Below are 23,665 nucleotides of genomic sequence, written 5' to 3'. Positions count from 1 at the left end.
TGCGTGAGTAATATGTCCCTCGACTTTTCCCAAAATGAGTTTCAGCCTCTGGCCGCGCGTATGCGGCCTTTGACGTTGGATCAATACATTGGCCAGCAGCACTTGCTGGCACCGGGTAAACCGCTACCGCGGGCAATCATCGCCGGGCAATTACACTCCATGATCCTCTGGGGGCCACCGGGAACTGGCAAAACTACGTTGGCAGAAATTATTGGTCGTTATGGTCAAGCTGATGTTGAGCGTATTTCTGCGGTGACCTCCGGTATTAAAGAAATTCGCGAGGCTATTGAGCGCGCACGGCAAAATCGCGATGCCGGTCGGCGTACTATTTTGTTTGTTGACGAAGTCCATCGCTTCAATAAGAGTCAGCAAGATGCATTTTTACCGCATATTGAGGATGGTACGATAACCTTTATTGGTGCTACTACCGAGAACCCCTCTTTCGAATTGAACTCAGCTCTGCTCTCCCGAGCCCGCGTCTATTTGCTCAAAGCGCTAACGGCTGAAGATATTGAGAAGGTGATTGATCAGGCAATGTCTGATAGCAGCCGTGGGTATGGCGGTCAGAATATTAAATTGCCTGATGAAACCCGCCGCATGATGTCAGAACTGGTAGGGGGCGATGCGCGCAGGGCATTGAATAGCCTTGAGATGATGGCTGATATGGCAGAAATAGATGCCAACGGGGTGCGTATTTTAACCTCTGACTTGCTAAAAGAAGTGTCAGGTGAGCGTAGCGCGCGCTTTGATAATAAAGGTGATCGCTACTACGACCTCATCTCGGCGGTGCATAAATCAATTCGTGGCTCGGCACCCGATGCCGCTCTGTATTGGTACGCGCGCATTATCACCGCAGGCGGTGATCCACTCTATGTTGCCCGGCGTTTATTAGCCATTGCGTCGGAGGACGTTGGCAATGCCGATCCTCGTGCGATGCAAGTGGCGATATCAGCATGGGACTGTTTTACCCGTGTTGGCCCGGCAGAAGGTGAACGAGCGATTGCTCAGGCGATTGTTTATCTGGCTTGTGCGCCGAAAAGTAATGCGGTTTACTCGGCGTTTAAAGCAGCAATGCAAGATGCGCGTGATAAACCAGACTTTGATGTCCCCGAACATCTGCGCAATGCGCCAACCAAGTTAATGAAAGAGATGGGGCTGGGAGCTGAGTACCGCTATGCCCATGATGAACAACATGCCTATGCCGCTGGTGAGAGTTACTTCCCGCCTGAAATGGCCTCAACCCGCTACTATTTACCGTCGTCCAGAGGTCTGGAAGGTAAAATTGGTGAAAAGCTGGCATGGTTGGCTGAGCAGGATCAAAATAGCCCGATAAAACGCTACCGCTAGCCTTGCTGTTGCGGTAAGGTTAGCGCTATATACTGATTGCTAAGTGGCTGATTATACCGCTTGCGTCGCTGAATTCTTTTTAATAACCCTTTATACCCCAAGTCATTGGAGCTGCCAGCAACGCTGCAATTTCAAATAACAGGGTATGACCATAACTACAAGCACAGGACTAGCATGCTCGATCCCAATATGCTGCGCAATGAGCTAGACGCAGTCGCCGAAAGACTGGCTCGCAGAGGTTTTAAACTTGATGTTGAGATGTTGCGCCAACAAGAAGAGCGCCGCAAAGTTTTACAGGTTGAAACAGAAAGTCTGCAAGCAGAACGTAACGCCCGATCGAAAATGATTGGTGCGGCCAAGGCGCGTGGCGAAGATATCGAACCATTACGCCTGGAAGTGAACGTGTTGGGTGAAAAGCTGGATGCAGCCAAGGCTGAGCTGGACAAGTTACAAAACGAAATCCGCGATCTGGCATTGTCGATCCCTAACTTGCCAGATGATTCTGTACCCGTGGGTAAAGATGAAAACGATAATCTTGAAGTGAGTCGCTGGGGTGAGCCGCGTAAGTATGACTTTGAGGTGAGAGATCACGTCTCCTTGGGTGAAATGGCCGGAGGGCTTGATTTTGCAGCCGGAGTAAAACTCACTGGCGCGCGTTTTGTGGTGATGAAAGGGCAAATTGCGCGTATGCACCGCGCCTTGGCCCAGTTCATGCTGGACCTACACACTGAAAAACACGGTTATCTGGAAACCTATGTTCCTTATTTAGTTAACCATGCAACCCTTTATGGTACAGGTCAATTACCTAAGTTTGGTGACGATCTTTTCCATACCAAACCACTAGAAGAAGAATCTGACAGCAGCAACTACGCGTTGATTCCAACGGCAGAAGTGCCGGTGACCAATCTGGTGCGCGACGAGATCCTGGAAGAAGATTCCCTGCCATTGAAAATGACGGCCCATACCCCATGCTTTCGTTCTGAAGCGGGTTCCTATGGCCGTGATACCCGTGGCTTGATCCGTATGCATCAATTCGACAAAGTTGAGATGGTGCAGATAACCCGCCCTGAAGATTCGATGGCGGCACTGGAAGAGTTAACTGGTCATGCAGAGAAAGTGCTGCAACTGCTGGATTTGCCATACCGTAAAATGCTGTTGTGTACTGGTGATATGGGCTTTGGTTCCAGCAAAACTTACGACTTGGAAGTGTGGCTGCCAGCACAGAATACTTACCGTGAAATCTCTTCGTGTTCCAACATGTGGGATTTCCAGGCGCGTCGTATGCAAGCTCGCTGCCGCAACAAAACGGACAGAAAAACCCGTTTGGTTCATACCCTGAATGGTTCTGGTCTGGCTGTTGGGCGTACTTTGGTAGCGGTGCTGGAAAACTACCAGCAGGCTGATGGCCGTATCCAGGTACCAGAAGTTTTGCGCCCTTATATGGGTGGTTTGGAATTTATTGGTTAGTCACAGCGAGTCAATATGTCTCGCTTGATTATCAAGTAGTTATAAAGCGCCTACGGGCGTTTGAGGTTAATGACAAAGTGCCCGTGGCGATGAAAACAGGCAGATCGTAAAGACGCCGTAAATACATCCTTGTAGGCTCGAGCCGCGCCATCCCCGGCGCGGACGCTTTACTCCTCTACCTGTCCTCACCTTGCAAGATCGAGTCGTTGGGTTTTGTCAGCAGTCTGAAGCGCCTACGGGCGCTTTTTCTTTTTTGGCTTACCGCGAAAACACAAAATTTAGCGCGCAGAGATTTACCAAACAACATATTGTGCTATCGACTCTCGTGATGTAATTGACTTTTTTATCACCAGTGGCATGATGCGCTCACTTTTCTTGTCCCGACGGCTTCAATCTTATTATGTCCGCATATTCTCGCCCGGTGCTGCTTTTGCTCTGTGGGCTTTTGCTGTTTACGATTTCTATCGCGGTTTTAAATACCTTGGTTCCCTTATGGTTATCTCATCAACAATTGCCGACCTGGCAAGTGGGGATGGTGAGTTCATCGTATTTTAGCGGGAATCTGGCCGGGACGCTGATTGCCGGGCGATTTATCCAGCAGCTTGGTTTTAATCGCAGTTATCATTATTCCTGTATTTTATTCGCGTTGGCGACGTGCGGGTTGATGCTGTCGGTTGATTTCTGGAGCTGGTTGGGCTGGCGCTTTTTTGCCGGTGTGGCTTGTGCGTTAATTTGGGTGATTGTCGAAAGCGCGCTACTGCGCAGTGGTACGGTAACTAATCGTGGTCAACTGTTGGCAGCTTATATGATGGTTTACTATTTGGGCACTGTCACCGGGCAGTTGCTATTAGGCATGGTATCAACGCAACTGCTGAATGTTATCCCGTGGGTTAGCATGTTGGTGATTACTGCCATGCTGCCACTGTTGTTTGCGCATTTCTCCCATGAAGGGAGCAGTGACGTACCCCATATTGCCGTTTGGTCGATGCTCAAGCGCCGTAGTGCGCGTTTGGGTATTAATGGCTGTATTATCTCCGGAGTGTTATTAGGTTCGCTCTATGGTCTGCTGCCGTTGTATTTATCCCATCAAGGAATGAGTGATGCCAGTGTCGGGTGGTGGATGGCGTTACTGGTGAGTTCAGGGATTATTGGTCAATGGCCGATCGGCAAAATGGCTGATCGCTATGGCCGTTTGTTAGTGTTGCGGATTCAGGTGTTCGTGGTAATTCTCGGTAGTATCGCCATTCTGGGTAACTATGCGTTGGCACCGGCACTGTTTATTTTGGGGTGCGCCGGTTTTACTCTTTATCCGGTCGCGATGGCATGGGCATGTGAAAAAGCCAGTGCCGATGAGCTGGTGGCAATGAATCAGGCTTTGTTGATGAGTTATACCATCGGCAGCTTGACTGGCCCGACCATGACATCGCTGCTGATGCAGCGTTATTCCGATAACCTATTGTTTATCATGATAGCCGGTGTGGCGTTAGTCTATTTGATGATGCTGTTGCGCAAAGGCGACAAACAGCAAACGCCCTTTGCGGCGGTATAAGAGCCAAAAAAATACCGCCAGTGGGTAACCCAGTATGGCGGTATTTATCGGATTCACTGACGATTATCAATACATGACTTTGTGACCATAACTTTCAAGAATACCTTTCACGCGGTCCATAATCTCCGCAGTGGGTGGCTTAACGCCATCCAGTTTGTATTCTTCACCCATCGCCACCCATTTGTGCTTACCCAACTCATGGTAAGGCAACAATTCGATTTTCTCGATATTGGTCATGTTCTGAGTAAATTCCCCCAGCATATGGGCGGATTTATTATCATCTGACCAGCCTGGCACCACCACATAACGGATCCAGGTTTTCTGGTTACGTTTTGCCAGATAGCGGGCAAACTCTAAAGTACGATGGTTGGAGACGCCCACCAGATTCTGATGCACGCTGTCATCCATCTGTTTTAAATCCAGCATCACTAAATCGGTGGCATCCAGTAATTCATCAATCACCGGATCATAACGGCGCACAAAACCATTGGTATCGAGGCAAGTGTGGATGCCTTCTTCGTGGCAGGCACGGAACCAATCACGGACAAACTCAGCCTGTAAGATGGCTTCGCCACCGGAGGCTGTGACACCACCGCCAGAAGCATTCATAAAATGGCGATAAGTGACGGCTTCTTTGACCAATTCTTCAACGGTAACTTCCTTACCGCCGTGGGTGTCCCAAGTATCACGGTTGTGGCAATACAGGCAGCGCATTAAGCACCCCTGGAAGAATACGATAAACCGAATACCAGGGCCGTCAACGGTGCCACAGGATTCGAATGAGTGAATGCGGCCAAGTACGGACATTGCAGGTTACTCCAATACTGGATAAATAAAGGCCCCACGAAGGTGAGGCCTTTTAGTTTAATCTATTTTAGTTATACCTGTAAGGCATAGAGCTTATATTGACTGAGTGAATGTGCGAGTAATGACATCCTGCTGCTGTTCTTTGGTCAGCGCGTTGAAACGCACGGCATAACCAGAGACACGAATAGTCAATTGCGGATATTTTTCCGGATTTTCCATCGCATCTAACAGCATTTCGCGGTTCATTACGTTCACGTTCAGATGTTGACCACCTTCGATGGACGCCTCGTGATGGAAGTAACCATCCATCAGACCTGCCAGGTTAGCTTTACGCACTTCGTCATCTTTACCCAGTGCGTTTGGCACGATAGAGAAGGTGTAAGAGATACCATCTTTCGCATAAGCAAACGGCAGTTTAGCAACAGATGTCAGAGAGGCAACTGCACCTTTCTGGTCACGACCGTGCATTGGGTTAGCACCTGGACCGAATGGCGCACCAGCACGGCGACCATCTGGGGTGTTACCGGTTTTCTTACCATAAACCACGTTAGAGGTGATGGTCAGTACGGATTGAGTTGCAACCGCACCACGGTAAGTACGCAGCTTCTGAATTTTCTTCATAAAGCGCTCAACCAGGTCACAGGCGATGTCATCAACGCGTGAATCGTTGTTACCAAATTGCGGATATTCACCTTCGATATTGAAGTCAACCGCCAGGCCATCTTCGTCGCGAATAGTGCTCACTTTGGCATATTTGATAGCAGACAGGGAGTCAGCAGCAACAGACAGACCTGCAATACCACACGCCATAGTCCGGTAAACATCACGGTCATGCAGTGCCATCAATGCAGCTTCATAGCTGTATTTGTCGTGCATGTAGTGGATGATGTTCAGTGCTGTAACGTATTGTTTAGCCAGCCAATCCATAAAGTGATCCATGCGTTCCATGACTTTGTCATAGTCCAGCACTTCATCCATCATTGGCGCTTCTTTCGGGCCAACCTGGATCTTCATTTTTTCGTCAACGCCGCCGTTGATTGCATACAACATGGTTTTCGCCAGGTTGGCACGGGCACCGAAGAACTGCATTTGTTTACCGACAATCATCGGGCTAACACAACATGCGATGGCATAGTCATCGTTGTTGAAGTCAGGGCGCATCAGGTCATCATTTTCATACTGTACAGATGAAGTATCGATAGAGACTTTAGCGGCATACTTTTTAAAGTTCAGTGGCAGCTTTTCAGACCACAAGATGGTCATGTTCGGCTCTGGAGACGGCCCCATAGTGTACAGGGTGTTCAGGAAGCGGAAGCTGGTTTTGGTCACCAGAGTACGGCCATCAACGCCCATACCGGCCAGTGACTCGGTTGCCCAGATTGGGTCGCCAGAGAACAACTCATCATACTCAGGGGTACGCAGGAAGCGAACCATACGCAGTTTCATGACCAAATGGTCGATCAACTCTTGCGCCTGTTCTTCTGTCAGTTTACCGGCTTTCATGTCGCGTTCGATGTACACGTCAAGGAAGCTAGAAACACGACCAAAGGACATTGCTGCACCGTTTTGGGATTTCACCGCAGCCAGGTAGCCGAAGTAAGTCCACTGTACTGCTTCTTGTGCGTTAGTTGCCGGGCCTGAGATATCGCAACCGTATTTAGCGGCCATTTCTTTAATCTGACCCAGAGCACGATGCTGTTCAGCAATTTCTTCGCGCAACTGGATAGTCATTTCCAGGTCTTTACCGTTTTCCAGATCATTTTGCAAAGAGTTGAACTGAGCTAATTTGTCTTTCATCAGGTAGTCGATACCGTAAACGGCTACACGACGATAGTCACCGATGATACGGCCACGGCCATAGGCATCTGGCAAACCGGTCAGTACACCTGATTTACGGCAGTTCAGGATGTCTTTGGTATAGACGTCAAACACACCTTGGTTATGTGTTTTACGGTAATCGGTGAAGACTTTTTTCAGTTGCGGGTCAAGTTCACGACCGTAAACTTTGCAAGAACCTTCTACCATTTTGATGCCGCCGAAGGGGATCAGCGCACGTTTCAATGGGGCTTCAGTCTGCAAACCGACGATGGTTTCCAGAGATTGATTAATATAGCCAGCATCATGAGAGGTGATAGTTGCTACTACGTCGGTATCGAAATCAACTGGCGCATGGGTGCGGTTTTCCAGTTTGATGCCTTCCATAACCTTTGCCCACAGCTTGTTGGTCGCTTCGGTAGGGCCGGCAAGGAAGGACTCATCGCCTTCATAAGGGGTGTAGTTTTTCTGAATAAAGTCACGAACATTGACTTCGTTCTGCCAGTCACCTTTGGTAAAGCCTTCCCATGCTGTAGCCAATTTTTCATTAAGTTCGGTCATAATGCATCTACCTTTTAATGTGAATATCTTCGAAAACCAGACGTAGCGGCCACGTATTAATGTTGCTGGTCACCGCGCAGATAAATTACCCAATAAGTCAACCCTACCAATAACCCACCACCGATGATGTTGCCGATAGTGACCGGGATCAGATTATCAATAATAAAGTTACTTACGGTTAAGTGAGCAAACTGCTCAGGTGCTGCTCCTATGGATTGCCAAAACTCGGGTGTCGCGAAGTTTTTAATAACAATACCCATCGGAATCATAAACATATTTGCAATGCTGTGTTCAAAGCCGCTGGCGACAAACATCCCTACCGGTAAAATCATCGCGAACATTTTGTCCATTATGGTACGGCCGGAGTAACTCATCCATACCGCCAGGCAGACCATCAGGTTCGCCAAAATACCTAAACAGACCGCTTCAACAAAAGTATGGTGCAATTTATGGTCTGCGGTTTGCAGAACATTCAAACCCCATTGACCATTTGCGACCGTATATTGGCCGGCAAACCAGATAAGTGCGACGAAGAACAGCGCTCCACACAAGTTGCCAATATAGACATTAGCCCAGTTACATCCCAGTTGACGCCAGGTAATACGGCCACTGGCTTTCGCGACAGTAGTGAGCACCGTTGAAGTGAACAAGTCACCACCACATACCACCACTAACATTAGCCCCAGGGAGAAACAAATACCACCGACCAACTTGGCAAAACCGAAAGGTACGCCAGCAGTACCGGTAGTCGCTGTAATATAAAAAACAAACGCAATTGAAATAAACACACCAGCAGTAATCGCTAAATAAAAGGTTTTTAGCGGATGCTTGGTGGCTTTATAGACACCGGCATCTTCGGCTACTTTAGCCATTGCCGCAGGTAATAATGCATCGAAGGGGTTGTCAGCTTTCACACTAACTCTCTCTTAAGGGTTAATAAAGCACAGCGAGATACTAGCAAAGCAGTATAGCGTGAAAATTGATGTGGATCATATTGCGAGAGTTTAGTTCGAGTTAAAACACTACAGAATGTGTGCTTAATAAGGTTATCTTTTTGATTTTTATCATAAAAAAATATTTTAAGATTTACAAATTTTTTTGATTGGTCTGTTCGAAAGCCGTTGAGTACGTTAATTAAAAGCAGCATTTGTAGCTATTTTTATTTGCGGCTGTCATTAAAAATTAACTATTTATTTACCTCTATGTCTGTTTAATCTGCGGGGCAAATAATGTTTGTTTAAAGGTGCTGTTTTTTGCCTCAAGCGGCGTCAGGAAATAACGTGTTTTTATGATAAAAACAATGGTTGGCTTGAGTCGATGGTATTTATTTTTATCAGGAATAACTGCAAAAATTAATAGACGAAAAATATTGCGATAAAAAAGCGGCTAAATGCCGCTTGAGGTTAATGGCAAAGTGCTGATAGTTCAGTGAGTGAAGGGTTTACCGCACCTAGGGGCGCTCCGGCGACTTACGTCGCTACGACCCCAACGGCACGATTCCCCTTCAATTGACTTTGTCAGCTCCGATAGATAATTAACTGAAATCTATAGGGCCGAGGAGTTACTCGCTTTTTGCCCAATAACGGCGTTTGGCGGTTTGTAACTTCTCATAAGCCCCTAACAGCGCCTGATGAGCCGGTAATGCTTTCAGGTCAGCGTCGACACTGAACAGGCCATTGAAGCGCTCTTCGCCAGCAATGGCTGCCGATGCAGTATCTACTGCCTCCTGACCATACATCTTCACAAAGGCTGTGTAATATTGCGTCGGGTCACGATCTGGCTCTTGCGTCAATAGCAACAAGGTTTGCAGGCAACGGTAGTAGTTCGCCTGTTTTGCAGTGAAGACCGATGAGTTGAAATCTTGCGTCCATTCAACCCAAATCAAGGCTTGCTCGAGATCGCCGCCCGCCAGTGCCAGCATCGATTTCAGCTCGCCAACCCGCAATGTGTACCAGCCATTATCTTTACCGGAGGCAATGCCCAGCAGCTCACGAACACGCGCGAAATCATCTAACCCTTCATCATCCAAGGTCTGAATGAGTTCCAGATAGTGCTCTGGTTTAAAGCCACTGTCTGGCAGGGCCAGCAAGGTATCACGCAGATGCGCGCCCATGGTGTTGTTTGCCATTAATAAGTCTTCGGCAGGGTAGATATCTGACATACCCGGCACCAGAATTCGGCAGGCATAGACACTTAAATGCTCATAATCGGCGATATACACTTCGGCATCTTCTTGCGTGAAGATAGCCATTAAGGTGGCGAACTCTTCTTCCGTGGTGCCTTTAAAGCTCCAATCCACGAAGGGATAGTCGGCATCATCTTTAAACATATCCCAACTGATCAGGCCGCTTGAATCGATAAAGTGAGTTTCCAGATTGGTGTGTTCTGCCACTTCTTCGTCATCAAAGGTCGGTGCGGTAAACACATCCAAATCTTTGAGGCTGCGCCCTTGCAGTAGCTCAGTCACGGTACGCTCAAGGGCAACACCGAAGTCAGGGTGCGCACCGAATGAAGCGAAACACGTTCCATTTGACGGGTTAAACAGCACCACACAAATCACCGGATATTTGCCACCTAAAGAGGCATCGTAAGAGAGGATCGGGAAACCTTCCTCTTCCAGTTTGGCAATGGCTTCTACCACACCCGGATAGCGGTTTAACACCGCGGACGGGATCTCCGGCAAGCTGATAGATTCCGCGATAATGCGGTTTTTTACATTACGTTCAAACACTTCAGACAACGCTTGCACGCGGGCTTCATTGGCGGTATTCCCCGCAGACATGCCGTTTGAAACATACAGGTTGCCGATAATATTCATTGGAATATAGACGGTTTCTAAATCTGACTGTCGGGTGAATGGCAGCGAGCAAATACCGCGCTCAGCATTCCCTGATTGTAAATCCACCAGATCACTGGCAACCAGCTCGTTCTCCGGATCGTAAAATGCCAGCAAACGCTCATCCAGAATGCCTTCCGGTAGCAGATTATCTTCTGGAAGCGGGAACCATTTCTCGTTCGGATAGTGTACGAAATCGCCCTCGGCAATCGCTTTGCCCAAGTAGAAATCCGCAAAGAAATAGTTAGTTGATAAGCGCTCGAAATATTCACCCAGTGCTGAGGCCAGTGCCGCTTTCCTACTGGCACCTTTACCGTTGGTAAAGCACAGCGGGCAATCACGATCGCGGATATGTACCGACCAAACGTGAGGAACCGGGTTCAGCCAGGAGGCTTCTTCAATATTAAAACCGAGGTCACTCAGTTTTTGCTGAAAGCGGGAGATGGAATCTTCCAGCGCGGCGTCTTTGCCGGGAATAAAGGTTTGCGTCATTTTCTTCACTTTTTGGCGGTACTAAAAACGCGCAATCATACGGGGTTTTGGTTAATAGCTCCATGTATTCCGAAAGCATAGCAAATGTCACAGTTTTAGTATGGATATTCCGGATAATTCACTAGCTTATAAATAATGGAGTAATAATATGAAATCTATAAAGCTAACTGTTTTAGCCGGAATCTTAGCAGGGATCAGCGGTTCGGCCTTTGCGTTACCCAATATCACTTTATTGGCGACCGGGGGAACGATTGCGGGTGGCGGCGATTCAGCCACCAAGTCCAATTACACGGCGGGTAAGCTGGGGGTGGATGCTCTGGTAAATGCGGTACCAGAAATGAAAAGTATCGCCAACATTCGGGGCGAACAAGTAGTAAACATTGGTTCTCAGGATATGAATGATGAGGTCTGGCTGAAATTGGCGAAAAAAATTAATGCTGATTGTGCCAAAACAGACGGATTCGTGATCACGCATGGGACTGATACGTTGGAAGAAACCGCTTATTTCCTCGATTTAACTGTTAACTGCGATAAACCTGTAGTAATAGTTGGGGCGATGCGCCCGGCAACGGCGTTAGGTGCCGATGGTCCGCTGAATCTCTATAATGCAGTGGTGGTTGCCAGTGACGCTGATTCTGCCAAACGTGGTGTACTGGTGGCGATGAATGACACCGTGTTAACCGGCCGTGATGTGATGAAGACTAACACCACCTCAGTGCAAACATTCCAGTCACCTAACACTGGGCCGTTGGGTTATATCTATGATGGCAAAGTGAATTATTTACACCAACCGGCACCAAGACAGCCCGCCTTTGATATCAGCAAGCTGAATGAGTTACCCAAAGTCGGTATCATTTATAACTATGCCAACGCCTCTGACTTACCGGCTAAGGCATTGATTGAGGATGGCTATAAAGGGATTGTCAGCGCTGGCGTGGGTAACGGTAATCTTTATAAAACCGTATTCGATACACTGGCAACGGCGGCACACAATGGCGTTGCAGTCGTGCGTTCATCCCGCGTACCGACCGGTTCTACCACCGAAGATGCTGAAGTTGATGATACCAAATATGGCTTTGTTGCATCAGGCTCACTGAATCCACAAAAAGCCCGGGTACTGCTGCAATTGGCATTAACCCAAACGCAAAAACCACAAGAAATTCAAAAATTGTTCCACGCGTATTGATAGAGCCAATCTTTGACGGAGGCTTCGGTCTCCGTATCTAGTTATTACCGGTAATCTGAAATAAACCCGCCTTATCGGGAAGTAAACGGGGCTATAACAGTGTGTTTTTCTTTGGTAAATAACAAGTTAAACTCGGATTGCCAGTGTAACCTGGTTGTGGCAGTTAGACTGCTGCGCCACGAAAACCTGCCCGCGCTGTAGTCACCACCACGGGGTTGAGGCATTGCACCCCTAACGGGCAAAATGAGTTATCTATCGTGTCGCAGGGTGATGATTTCGATACTTTTAGTGATTAATTTCAAATTAATGCCAGGATGACGCACAGGCTGCTACCGCGCTGGTGGCGAGTTTCCCCGTTGTGGGCGAATAACCATTGCAGCAGGCGGGTTCGAATGATAAAACCGAGTAAGGATAACGATGGCAATCTCAGTTGAGCGTGGTGAGGGGAAATGACACAGGTTTATAATTTTAGCGCAGGTCCGGCAATGTTACCGGTTGAAGTATTACGTCGTGCGGAACAGGAATTACGTAACTGGCGTGGTCTGGGTACATCGGTGATGGAAATCAGCCATCGCAGTAAAGAATTTATGCAGGTTGCTGAAGAAGCTGAAAAAGATCTACGCGAACTAATGAAGATCCCAGCCAATTATAAAGTGTTATTTTGCCACGGTGGCGCGCGCGCGCAGTTTGCCGCAGTGCCATTGAATCTACTCGGTGACAGCAACTGTGCGGATTATATTGATGGCGGCTATTGGGCGCACAGTGCGGTCAAAGAAGCTCAGAAATACTGCACGCCGCATGTTATTGATGTGACGACCAATGATAACGGTCTCAAAGGCATTGCGCCGATGAAGCAATGGAAACTGAGTGATAATGCCGCTTATGTGCATTACTGCCCAAATGAAACCATTGACGGGCTGGCTATCAACGAAGAGCCGAGCTTGGGTGACAAAACTGTGGTGGCTGATTACTCCTCATCTATTCTCTCTCGCCCGATTGATGTTAACCGCTATGGTGTCATTTATGCAGGTGCCCAGAAGAATATCGGCCCGGCCGGTCTGACAGTGGTTATCGTGCGCGAAGATTTGCTGGGTAAAGCGCGCACTGAGCTGCCATCCATCCTTGATTATAAGGTTCTGGCAGAAAACGACTCGATGTTCAACACGCCGCCGACTTTCGCCTGGTATCTGTCCGGTTTGGTATTTAAGTGGCTGAAAGAACAGGGTGGTTTAGGCGAAATGGAGAAGCGTAATCAGGCGAAAGCTGAATTACTGTATGGCGCTATCGACAAGACCGGTTTCTATCGCAATCAGGTGGCTGGCACTAACCGCTCTTGGATGAATGTGCCGTTCCAAATGCGTGATCCTTCATTGGATAAACTGTTCTTGAGTGAAGCCGAAGCCCAGGGGCTACAAGCCTTAAAAGGCCACCGTGTTGCCGGGGGTATGCGTGCCTCTATCTATAACGCCATGCCAATTGAAGGCGTAAAAGCATTAACCGAATTTATGGCTGACTTCGAACGCCGACATGGTTGATTGCTCTGACCAGCGGTTTGTCTGCTCAGTTTTATTTATCACCATGATTTAAATCTATTTATTTGGAATAACAACAGCCCCGTCCTGTGCGGGGCTGTTGTTCATAAAAGACTGGAGAGTACTTTTCCCATGCTGGAATCCCTGACTTTACACCCCATCGCACTGATTAATGGCACCGTTAATTTACCCGGCTCTAAAAGTGTTTCTAACCGTGCACTTCTTCTGGCAGCACTGGCTGAAGGGACGACCCAGCTGAATAACTTGTTAGACAGTGATGACATCCGCCATATGCTCAATGCTCTACAGGCATTGGGGGTGAAATATCGCCTGTCTGCTGATCGTACCCGCTGTGACGTCGATGGGTTAGGCGGCAAGTTGATTGCAGAGCAGCCATTAGAGCTGTTCTTGGGTAATGCGGGAACGGCCATGCGCCCGTTGGCTGCGGCGCTGTGTCTGGGAAACAATGACATTGTGTTAACCGGCGAGCCACGCATGAAAGAGCGGCCAATTGGTCATTTGGTTGATGCATTGCGCCAGGGCGGAGCACAGATTGATTATCTGGAGCAAGAAAACTACCCGCCGTTGCGCTTACGGGGTGGTTTCCGTGGCGGTAAACTCACCGTAGACGGCAGTGTGTCCAGTCAATTCCTCACGGCACTATTGATGACCGCTCCCTTAGCTGAACAAGATACTGAAATTCAGATCCAAGGGGAGTTGGTGTCTAAACCTTATATCGACATTACGTTGCATCTGATGAAAACTTTCGGCGTGGATGTTGTACATGAAAACTATCAGGTTTTCCATATTAAAGGCGGGCAGACTTATCGCTCACCGGGCACCTATCTGGTTGAAGGTGATGCCTCTTCTGCCTCTTATTTCCTCGCCGCCGCTGCTATCAAAGGTGGCACCGTGCGCGTGACCGGTATCGGTAAAAAAAGCGTGCAGGGCGATACCAAATTTGCTGATGTGCTGGAGAAAATGGGCGCTAAAATCAGTTGGGGTGATGATTATATCGAGTGCAGCCGTGGTGAATTACAGGGTATCGATATGGATATGAACCACATCCCTGATGCCGCAATGACCATTGCCACCACCGCACTGTTTGCCAATGGCCCGACTGTTATTCGTAATATCTATAACTGGCGAGTGAAGGAAACCGACCGTTTATCCGCGATGGCAACGGAGCTAAGAAAAGTCGGTGCGGAAGTGGAAGAAGGTAATGATTACATCCGCGTGGTGCCGCCTGCTCAATTAATTGCCGCCGAAATTGGTACTTATAATGACCACCGGATGGCGATGTGCTTCTCGCTGGTGGCACTTTCAGATACCCCGGTGACTATTCTTGACCCTAAATGTACGGCTAAGACTTTTCCGGATTATTTCGAACAGTTGGCGCGCTTGAGTCACAACGCCTGATATCGGCTTCAACCGGGTGCCAGTAGGTACCCGGCTTATACTTTTAGCGACAGTTTTAATTATCGCCTTTCACGAATTCATACAGAATAAATATATTTCCTGTCTATCTTTCCCATCTCTTCTACACTCCAGCCACGGCTTATGGTTTTATTTTCAGCAACTGAACCAGCGCAGGGTAACAGTTCGTATCGATGCAGCGTATAATACTGCACCTGTGTTTGCCCTGCTGGGTAGACAAGAGGTTTTGCCTACCGAAAGGAGAGAGAAATGACGGCGATAGCCCCGGTGATAACCGTTGATGGACCAAGTGGTGCAGGTAAAGGGACGCTTTGCAAAGCACTGGCTGAATCGCTGGACTGGCGCTTGCTGGATTCGGGTGCGATTTACCGGGTTTTGGCTCTGGCGGCACTGCATCATCAGGTTGATATCAGCTCCGAAGAGGCATTGGCTCCACTTGCCGCACATCTCGATGTTCGTTTTGTTTCACAGAATGGGCAGTTAAAAGTGATTTTGGAAGGTGAGGACGTCAGTAATGAGATCCGCACCGAAACTGTCGGAAATACGGCGTCTCAAGCGGCGGCCTTTCCGCGGGTTCGTGAAGCATTACTACGCCGTCAGCGCGCGTTTCGTGAAGCGCCGGGCCTGATTGCCGACGGCCGGGATATGGGCACGGTGGTCTTTCCTGATGCGCCGGTAAAAATATTTCTTGATGCAAGTTCGCAAGAACGCGCACATCGACGTATGCTACAGTTGCAGGAAAAGGGGTTTAATGTTAACTTTGAACGTCTTTTGGCCGAGATACAGGAGCGTGACTCACGCGATCGTAATCGGTCTATTGCACCTTTAGTCCCTGCGGCGGATGCGTTGGTACTGGATTCAACCAGTATGTCCATCGAGCAGGTGATCGAACAGGCGCTGGCTTATGCCCAACGAATTTTAGCGTTGCCGTTGAAAAAATAACGACAATGCGGTCAGTTCTGAGCTCTCAACGATTTATTTTTTAAATAAAATTATTTTTGATGAGCACTTTAACCTTGCTGCAAGGATGTGTGGCGAGGCATGTGAAACAACCCCATCCGGCGGGATGCTAGATGGACGTTAAACTTAAGAATCCTGAAGATTATAAACATGACAGAATCTTTTGCTCAACTCTTTGACGAATCCCTGAAAACAATTGAAACACGTCCGGGCTCTATCGTCCGTGGTGTTGTTGTTTCTATCGATAAAGATATCGTACTGGTTGACGCCGGTCTGAAATCTGAGTCAGCAATTCCAGCAGAACAGTTCAAGAACGCGCAAGGTGAACTGGAAATTCAAGTCGGCGACGAAGTTGACGTTGCACTGGACGCTGTTGAAGACGGCTTCGGTGAAACTCTGCTGTCCCGTGAGAAAGCGAAGCGTCACGAAGCATGGCTGATGCTGGAAAAGGCTTACGAAGAAGCTGCAACCGTTACTGGTGTGATCAACGGCAAAGTGAAGGGCGGCTTTACAGTCGAACTGAACGGCATCCGTGCGTTCCTGCCTGGTTCACTGGTTGATGTGCGTCCAGTTCGCGATACTCTGCATCTGGAAGGCAAAGAGCTTGAGTTCAAAGTCATCAAGCTGGATCAGAAACGCAACAACGTGGTTGTTTCTCGTCGTGCAGTTATCGAATCCGAGAACAGCGCAGAACGTGATCAATTGCTGGAAAACCTGCAAGAAGGCATGGAAGTTAAGGGTATCGTTAAGAACCTGACTGACTACGGTGCATTCGTTGATCTGGGTGGCGTTGATGGCTTGCTGCACATTACTGACATGGCTTGGAAACGTGTTAAACACCCAAGCGAAATCGTCAATGTGGGCGACGAAATCACTGTTAAAGTGCTGAAATTCGACCGCGAACGTACTCGTGTATCCCTTGGCTTGAAACAGCTGGGCGAAGATCCATGGGTTGCTATCGCTAAACGTTACCCAGAAAGCACCAGGCTGACTGGTCGTGTAACTAACCTGACTGATTACGGCTGCTTCGTAGAAATCGAAGAAGGCGTTGAAGGTTTGGTACACGTTTCAGAAATGGATTGGACCAACAAAAACATTCACCCGTCTAAAGTTGTTAACGTTGGCGACGTAGTGGAAGTTATGGTTCTGGACATCGATGAAGAACGTCGTCGTATTTCTCTGGGCCTGAAACAGTGTAAGTCTAACCCTTGGCAGCTGTTTGCAGAAACCCACAACAAAAACGACCGCGTTGAAGGTAAAATCAAGTCTATCACTGACTTCGGTATCTTCATCGGCCTGGACGGCGGTATCGACGGCCTGGTTCACCTGTCTGACATCTCCTGGAACGTTGCAGGCGAAGAAGCAGTTCGTGATTACAAGAAAGGCGACGAAATCGCAGCTGTGGTCCTGCAAGTTGACGCAGAACGTGAGCGCATCTCCTTAGGCGTGAAACAATTAGCAGAAGACCCGTTCAATAACTACCTGTCTGTTAACAAGAAAGGTGCTATTGTTACTGGTAAAGTAACTGCAGTTGACGCTAAAGGTGCTACAGTTGAATTGGCAGGCGGCGTAGAAGGTTATCTGCGTGCTTCCGAAGCAACTCGCGACCGCGTTGAAGATGCGACGCTGGTTCTGAACGTCGGTGATGAAGTTGAAGCCAAATATACTGGCGTTGACCGCAAAAACCGCGTAATCAGCCTGTCTGTTCGTGCTAAAGACGAAGCTGATGAGAAAGATGCTATTGCTACAGTTAACACCAAGCCAGAAGAAGGCAACTTCTCTAGCGCAATGGCAGAAGCGTTCAAAGCTGCAAAAGGCGAGTAATAACGGGGGGCGGTTTTTCCGCCCCTATACGGTAGTTTAGCTGCAAAGCTTGGAGGTAATATGACCAAGTCTGAACTTATTGAAAGACTTGCTGGCCAGCAATCTCACGTACCGGCGAAGGTCGTTGAGGATGCAGTGAAAGAAATGCTTGAACATATGGCTGGAACACTGGCTGAAGGTGAGCGCATTGAGATCCGCGGATTTGGCAGTTTTTCTCTTCACTACCGTGCTCCGCGTGTTGGCCGTAATCCAAAAACTGGCGATAAAGTTGAGTTGGAAGGTAAGTACGTTCCACACTTTAAGCCAGGTAAAGAATTGCGTGACCGCGCTAATATCTACGGTTAAGTTGTTCACAACTTACCGCGTTATTACTTATACCTAATGTCATTAGTGCTGTAGTTAATACTGCGGTAGTGTTGAACATCAAGAGTATAAACGCTGATACGAAACGGTGCCTTTCATGGCACCGTTTTTCTTTTGTATAAAACCACACGGTGAAATGAGTTACCTACAGACCAAAGCCCTACAGCGAATGCGCTCAGTCTTTTCCATATTTCCTTAGTTATTCATTGCTTATCTTTTCTTCCTATATCTTTTCTCATTAATAAGCTATTTCCTATCTTCGATACATCTCGCACTTATGCTGTTGTCGCTGCAATAACCTCAAACAGTTATCGATCCCTCTCTGAACTCTGGCTTATCACTCTGGCAGCCTACGCCATTATTATCGAAAATCAGTTCATTCCGATGAGGTAAACGGATAGCAATGACGCAATCTGGTCGCAATGAAATGGATGGATGCCTATCGCTTTATCAATTGATCGTGTCGCTTCGGCTATTGTCATAGGTCTATTACCGCTAATCTTTCTCCACCGACTACCAGGGATAGCCATTATTGGTTCTCTGCTGCTGATAGGGGCCTTTTTATGGCTAAGCGGCAATATGTACTGCCAATGGTTAACACTCGTCATCATTAGCTTTCTCTGGGGCTGTTGGCATGGTCATCGCGTACTGACGCATGTAGAGGTATTAACTCAAGGAGAACAGCAGATAGTCGCGACAATAAAAAACGCATCTCTGGCGTGGAATAAGAGTCCTAAAGTGCTGCTAGATATTCAGTATGCCAATGGTAAGAGAGTGTTCCCTCCGCTAACGGTTAGCGTTGGGCGGCCCCCGTTTCTTGACGAGGGGTGCGCCGGGCAACAATGGGCTATTAGCGTGAAAATGCGTGCGGTTCACAGTTTACTGAATGAAGGGGGTTTTGACAGCCAACGCTGGGCGATTGCAAATCACAATCCGCTGCAAGGGCGAATCATTAAGGGAGAGTTACTGGATGCAAATTGTAATGCCCGGCAACGTGTGATTAGCATTGTCGAACAGCAACTACAAGGATACGCTCAACGGAAGATTATGCTAGCTCTGGCGTTTGGCGAAAAAAGGCAATTGTCCAAGCCTGTCTGGGAAAACTTACGTTATACCGGTACTGCCCATTTGATGGCGATATCAGGTTTACATATAGCACTGGCCGCCCTATTTGGTGGCATATTGGCTCGGTTCATTCAACTATTCTTGCCGGTTAGCTTGATCGGGCCACGGTTTCCAATATTAGTCGGATGGCTGCTTGCCATGACCTATGTCTGGCTGGCGGGGGCCAACCCTCCTGCAATTAGGGCTTCTATTGCTTTAACACTGTGGTTGCTGCTGCGTCTGTTTGGTATTTCGTGCAGCGCCAGGCAAGTGTGGTTATGGGCATTGGCGTTAATTTTAATTAGCGATCCTCTGGCCGTGCTTTCAGACAGTTTTTGGCTCTCCAGTCTGGCGGTATTTAGCCTGATATGCTGGTTTCATTGGGTACCGGTTGCACCCCGTTTTACGCAGGGCTGGAATGGCGTTGTTGTGCGTTGGTTTCATTTGCAATCAGGCATGATGTTACTGTTGCTGCCACTCCAGATAGGTTTGTTTCATGGTGTCAGTCTATTGTCTATTCCGGCCAATCTGTGGGCGGTGCCAATCGTCTCACTGCTTACTGTGCCTTGTGTATTATTGGCTCTGGCCTTTACCTTGTTGCCTGCTGTTGCTGGCATATTCTGGCATATGGCAGATTTATCATTAACCGCCACACTATTTCCGCTCAATTATTTGAACATCGGCTGGGTGCCAACAGGGGCGGCATCAGTTGCTCTCAGCTATAGTGGCTGGCTGGCAATACTGATTTGGCGTTTTCAGTGGTGGCGCAATTATCCGCTTGGTGTAATGGTGCTTTGTATCAATATGGTGCTATTGAGTCAGCGGCGTGATGATTATCATTGGCGTGTTGATATGCTCGATATCGGGCATGGCCTGGCAGTGGTGATTGAGCGCGGGGGGAAGGCGATTATCTATGATACAGGTAATAGCTGGGACTCTGGCAGTATGGCGGCCAGTGTTATCCTGCCTTATCTGTATTGGCGTGGTATTACTGTGGAGCAGATAATTCTCAGCCATGACCATCGGGATCACACCGGGGGGTTGACAGATCTTCAGCTGGCTTTCCCTCGGGCAACTGTCCGAGCTCCTTTTGCATTAGAAGTTAATGGCTTATCGTGTCAAAAAGGAGATGAGTGGCAGTGGCAAGGTCTGAATTTCGAGGTTCTATGGCCTAAAAATCAGGTGGTTAACGCTAAAAATGATGACTCATGTGTCATTAGTATTAATGATGGAAAGTACAGCCTGTTATTGACTGGTGATCTTGAGGCCCATGGGGAGCGACAATTAGTGAAATATTCGCGCGCAAAGCTAGCTTCTACCGTCTTGCAAGTTCCCCATCACGGCAGTAACACCTCTTCAACGCCACTCTTTTTGCGCAGAGTAAAGCCAGAATTGGCACTATCTTCTGCTGCACGCTATAACCAATGGCATTTACCGGCTAAAAAAGTGATTGCACGTTACGAGAAAAATAGCATCATTTGGCGTGATACATCAGTGTCAGGTCAACTCACTGTTTATTTTTACAACGATAGTTGGCAAGTTAATGGGTATAGAGAACAATTAATGCCTCGTTGGTACCACCAGCAATTTGGCGTTGGAGGCCATAATGAGTAGAATGGGCCGCTATTTCTTCTGGTGCTGGTATTTGCATGATGAATGATAAAGATCTATCCACTTGGCAGACGTTTCGTCGCCTATGGCCAATGATCTCTCCTTATAAGACAGGTCTTGTTGTTGCAGCGATAGCATTAATCCTTAATGCTGCCAGTGACACCTTTATGCTGTCGTTACTTAAGCCTTTGTTAGACGATGGTTTTGGTAAAGCTAATAGCTCTATTTTAAAATGGATGCCCCTGGCTGTTATCGGGTTGATGATAGTTCGGGGAATAACCGGGTTTATCTCGAGTTACTGCATTTCATGGGTCTCAGGCAAAGTGGTGATGTACATCCGTCGTCGCTTATTCAGCCATATGATGGGAATGCCCGTATCCTTTTTTGATCAGCAATCGACCGGTACTCTGTTATCACGTATTACCTATGACTCTGAGCAGGTAGCTGCATCATCTTCTAGCGCATTGGTGACCGTAGTGCGGGAAGGGGCCTCCATCATTGGCCTGTTCATCATGATGTTTTATTACAGCTGGCAATTGTCGCTGATTTTAATCGTCATTGCGCCGATCGTTTCTGTTTCAATCCGTTTGGTTTCGAAACGTTTTCGCAATATCAGCAAAAATATGCAAAGTACTATGGGCGAAGTTACTACCAGTGCGGAGCAAATGCTGAAAGGCCATAAAGAAGTCTTGATCTTCGGCGGCCAGAAAGTTGAAACCGAGCGCTTTGATACCGTAAGTAATCGTATGCGTCAGCAGGGGATGAAGCTGGTTTCTGCTTCTTCTATTTCAGACCCCATCATCCAGTTGATCGCCTCTTTTGCTCTGGCATTTGTACTTTATGCTGCAAGCTTTCCAAGTGTAATGGAAACGCTGACTGCTGGCACAATCACCGTTGTGTTCTCAGCCATGATTGCATTAATGCGCCCGTTGAAGTCCTTAACCAATGTGAATGCGCAGTTCCAGCGCGGTATGGCCGCCTGTCAAACGCTGTTTGCCATACTGGATATGGAGCAGGAAAAAGATGAAGGCAAATTGGAAGTCGAGCGCGCTAAAGGTGAAATAGAATTCCGCCATGTTACCTTCTATTATCCTGGCAAGGATACCCCAGCACTGAATGACATCAATATGCATATCGAGGCGGGTAAAACTGTGGCTTTAGTGGGGCGCTCAGGTTCAGGCAAATCGACTATCGCTAATCTGCTGACCCGTTTTTATGATGTTAGTGAAGGCAGTATCTTAATGGATGGTCATGATCTGCGTGATTACCGCTTAGGCGCTCTGCGTAATCAAGTGGCCTTGGTGTCGCAAAATGTTCATCTGTTCAATGATACAGTTGCAAATAATATCGCTTACGCTCGTGATGAGCAGTATAGCCGTGCCGAAATTGAAGAAGCGGCACGAATGGCGTATGCCATGGACTTTATCAATAAAATGGAGAATGGTCTGGATACGGTTATCGGTGAAAACGGAGTGATGCTATCCGGTGGGCAACGTCAGCGTATTGCCATCGCACGCGCATTATTGCGAGATTGCCCAATCCTGATTCTGGATGAAGCCACTTCAGCGCTGGATACTGAATCTGAACGGGCAATTCAGGCGGCACTAGATGAGTTGCAGAAGAACCGTACATCTGTGGTTATTGCTCATCGTTTATCGACCATCGAAAAAGCAGATGAAATCTTGGTTATTGAAGATGGGCGTATCGTAGAACGAGGAGTTCATGCTGAGTTACTGGCACAGCATGGCGCTTATGCTCAACTTAATCGTATGCAGTTTGGCCAATGATTGAGCGTATCTGGTCCGGTCAATCGCGGCTGTATTTGCTATTGCTACCTTTTTCGTGGCTGTACGGCGCAGTTACTTGGTTTATCCGGGCCAGTTATCGCTTGGGGTTACGTACCACATGGCGTTCTCCCGTCCCGGTGATTGTTGTGGGCAACCTTACCGCTGGCGGTAATGGCAAAACGCCAGTCGCGGTTTGGTTGGTAGAACAACTGCAACAGCGAGGCTATCGAGTTGGTGTGGTGTCGCGCGGCTATGGCGGGAAGTCGGATGTTTATCCATTGCTGCTTACCTGTGAGACATCAACAACACAGGCCGGTGACGAACCCGTTCTGATCTTTCAACGGACTAAAGCCCCAGTTGCGGTATCACCTAAACGTTCTGACGCTATCAAGGCATTATTGGAATCTAATGAAGTGGATTTCATCATCACCGATGACGGCTTACAGCATTATGCATTAGCGCGCGATTTTGAGTTGGTCGTCATCGATGGGGTTCGGCGTTTTGGCAATGGCTGGTGGCTACCTGCCGGGCCGATGCGCGAACGAGCGGGGCGATTGCGCTCAGTCGATGCGGTGATAACCAATGGTGGCATTGCGGCTACAGGCGAAATCCCCATGCAATTGGTGGCCCGTGATGCAGTGAATCTGCTAAGTGGTGAACGATTGCCTGTACAACAATTGCAACAAGTGGTTGCAATGGCTGGAATCGGTCATCCTCCGCGCTTTTTTGCCACGCTGGATATGTTGGGGATTGAACCTGAAAGTGAGTACGCTTTTGCGGATCATCAAGATTACTCATTGGCGCAACTCCGCCCACTGGCATCCGACGCGCAAGTTTTGTTGATGACAGAAAAAGATGCTGTTAAGTGTCGGACTTTTGCTCAACCTAACTGGTGGTATTTGCCGGTAGATGCGCAGTTACCGTGCGTTCAGGCTGAGCAATTGTTATTAAAAATTAAAGCATTAGCTCCAACACCCGCCAGATAAC

16 protein-coding genes and 1 pseudogene are annotated in these 23,665 nt (G+C 48.1%); 12 read left to right on the top strand and 5 right to left on the bottom strand.

The window, feature by feature from the left end; genetic code table 11:
- Positions 1–3 precede the first annotated feature (3 nt).
- Both AT01_RS04845 and serS read left to right on the top strand, forming a co-directional pair.
- Entirely contained in the window at positions 4–1,347 is a 1,344-nt protein-coding gene (locus AT01_RS04845) for a replication-associated recombination protein A (RefSeq protein ID WP_042546294.1), read from the top strand.
- A 174-nt stretch (positions 1,348–1,521) separates the two neighbouring features.
- A complete protein-coding gene (serS, locus tag AT01_RS04840; RefSeq protein WP_042546293.1) occupies positions 1,522–2,814 on the top strand; it encodes a serine--tRNA ligase in 1,293 nt (430 codons plus the stop codon).
- A gap of 62 nt (positions 2,815–2,876) precedes the next feature.
- On the opposite strand, the pseudogene AT01_RS22030 reads toward serS, so the two are convergent.
- Positions 2,877–2,942, bottom strand: a pseudogene (locus AT01_RS22030) (gluconate 5-dehydrogenase); the annotation flags it as partial.
- 272 nt (positions 2,943–3,214) lie between these two features.
- Between AT01_RS22030 and AT01_RS04835 the strand changes: the two are divergent.
- Positions 3,215–4,363 carry an MFS transporter gene (locus AT01_RS04835; protein WP_042546292.1) on the top strand — a complete coding sequence of 383 codons (1,149 nt, stop codon included), beginning with the start codon at positions 3,215–3,217 and terminating at the stop codon, positions 4,361–4,363.
- Between the two features lie 66 nt (positions 4,364–4,429).
- Here the strand turns inward: AT01_RS04835 and pflA are convergent, their stop codons facing one another.
- The 4 genes from pflA to ycaO all read right to left on the bottom strand — a co-directional run bounded on the left by pflA (position 4,430) and on the right by ycaO (position 10,874).
- Positions 4,430–5,170 carry a pyruvate formate lyase 1-activating protein gene (gene pflA, locus AT01_RS04830; RefSeq protein WP_004699997.1) on the bottom strand — a complete coding sequence of 247 codons (741 nt, stop codon included), beginning with the start codon at positions 5,168–5,170 and terminating at the stop codon, positions 4,430–4,432.
- 93 nt (positions 5,171–5,263) lie between these two features.
- Positions 5,264–7,546, bottom strand: coding sequence for a formate C-acetyltransferase (gene pflB, locus AT01_RS04825; protein WP_042546291.1), 2,283 nt, complete (start codon positions 7,544–7,546; stop codon positions 5,264–5,266).
- Between the two features lie 56 nt (positions 7,547–7,602).
- On the bottom strand, positions 7,603–8,460 hold the full coding sequence (focA, locus tag AT01_RS04820) for a formate transporter FocA (RefSeq protein WP_004700001.1): 858 nt from the start codon (positions 8,458–8,460) through the stop codon (positions 7,603–7,605).
- A gap of 647 nt (positions 8,461–9,107) precedes the next feature.
- A complete protein-coding gene (ycaO, locus tag AT01_RS04815; RefSeq protein WP_042546290.1) occupies positions 9,108–10,874 on the bottom strand; it encodes a 30S ribosomal protein S12 methylthiotransferase accessory factor YcaO in 1,767 nt (588 codons plus the stop codon).
- 148 nt (positions 10,875–11,022) lie between these two features.
- Between ycaO and ansB the strand changes: the two genes are divergently transcribed.
- From ansB to lpxK, 9 genes are all read left to right on the top strand, one after another.
- Positions 11,023–12,060, top strand: coding sequence for an L-asparaginase 2 (ansB, locus tag AT01_RS04810; RefSeq protein ID WP_042546289.1), 1,038 nt, complete (start codon positions 11,023–11,025; stop codon positions 12,058–12,060).
- Between the two features lie 449 nt (positions 12,061–12,509).
- On the top strand, positions 12,510–13,595 hold the full coding sequence (gene serC, locus AT01_RS04805; protein WP_042546288.1) for a 3-phosphoserine/phosphohydroxythreonine transaminase: 1,086 nt from the start codon (positions 12,510–12,512) through the stop codon (positions 13,593–13,595).
- 129 nt (positions 13,596–13,724) lie between these two features.
- A complete protein-coding gene (gene aroA / locus AT01_RS04800) occupies positions 13,725–15,011 on the top strand; it encodes a 3-phosphoshikimate 1-carboxyvinyltransferase (RefSeq protein ID WP_042546287.1) in 1,287 nt (428 codons plus the stop codon).
- A gap of 267 nt (positions 15,012–15,278) precedes the next feature.
- A complete protein-coding gene (cmk, locus tag AT01_RS04795) occupies positions 15,279–15,971 on the top strand; it encodes a (d)CMP kinase (RefSeq protein WP_004700013.1) in 693 nt (230 codons plus the stop codon).
- A gap of 168 nt (positions 15,972–16,139) precedes the next feature.
- Positions 16,140–17,813 carry a 30S ribosomal protein S1 gene (gene rpsA / locus AT01_RS04790; RefSeq protein WP_042546286.1) on the top strand — a complete coding sequence of 558 codons (1,674 nt, stop codon included), beginning with the start codon at positions 16,140–16,142 and terminating at the stop codon, positions 17,811–17,813.
- 60 nt (positions 17,814–17,873) lie between these two features.
- Positions 17,874–18,158 (top strand): integration host factor subunit beta, encoded by a 285-nt coding sequence (gene ihfB, locus AT01_RS04785; protein ID WP_002211322.1) that lies wholly within the window; start codon positions 17,874–17,876, stop codon positions 18,156–18,158.
- Between the two features lie 453 nt (positions 18,159–18,611).
- On the top strand, positions 18,612–20,894 hold the full coding sequence (locus AT01_RS04780; RefSeq protein ID WP_042546285.1) for a ComEC family protein: 2,283 nt from the start codon (positions 18,612–18,614) through the stop codon (positions 20,892–20,894).
- 35 nt (positions 20,895–20,929) lie between these two features.
- Entirely contained in the window at positions 20,930–22,678 is a 1,749-nt protein-coding gene (msbA, locus tag AT01_RS04775; RefSeq protein ID WP_004700021.1) for a lipid A ABC transporter ATP-binding protein/permease MsbA, read from the top strand.
- Complete coding sequence (gene lpxK / locus AT01_RS04770; RefSeq protein WP_042546284.1) at positions 22,675–23,664, top strand: tetraacyldisaccharide 4'-kinase; 990 nt, start codon at positions 22,675–22,677, stop codon at positions 23,662–23,664. The genes msbA and lpxK overlap by 4 nt, the downstream gene beginning before the upstream one ends.
- Position 23,665: the final 1 nt, after the last annotated feature.

Source organism: Yersinia aldovae 670-83, assembly GCF_000834395.1.
GTDB classification, from domain to species: Bacteria; Pseudomonadota; Gammaproteobacteria; order Enterobacterales; family Enterobacteriaceae; genus Yersinia; species Yersinia aldovae.
Note: the sequence above shows the minus strand (reverse complement) of the source record. Positions and strands in the feature narration are given on the sequence as shown.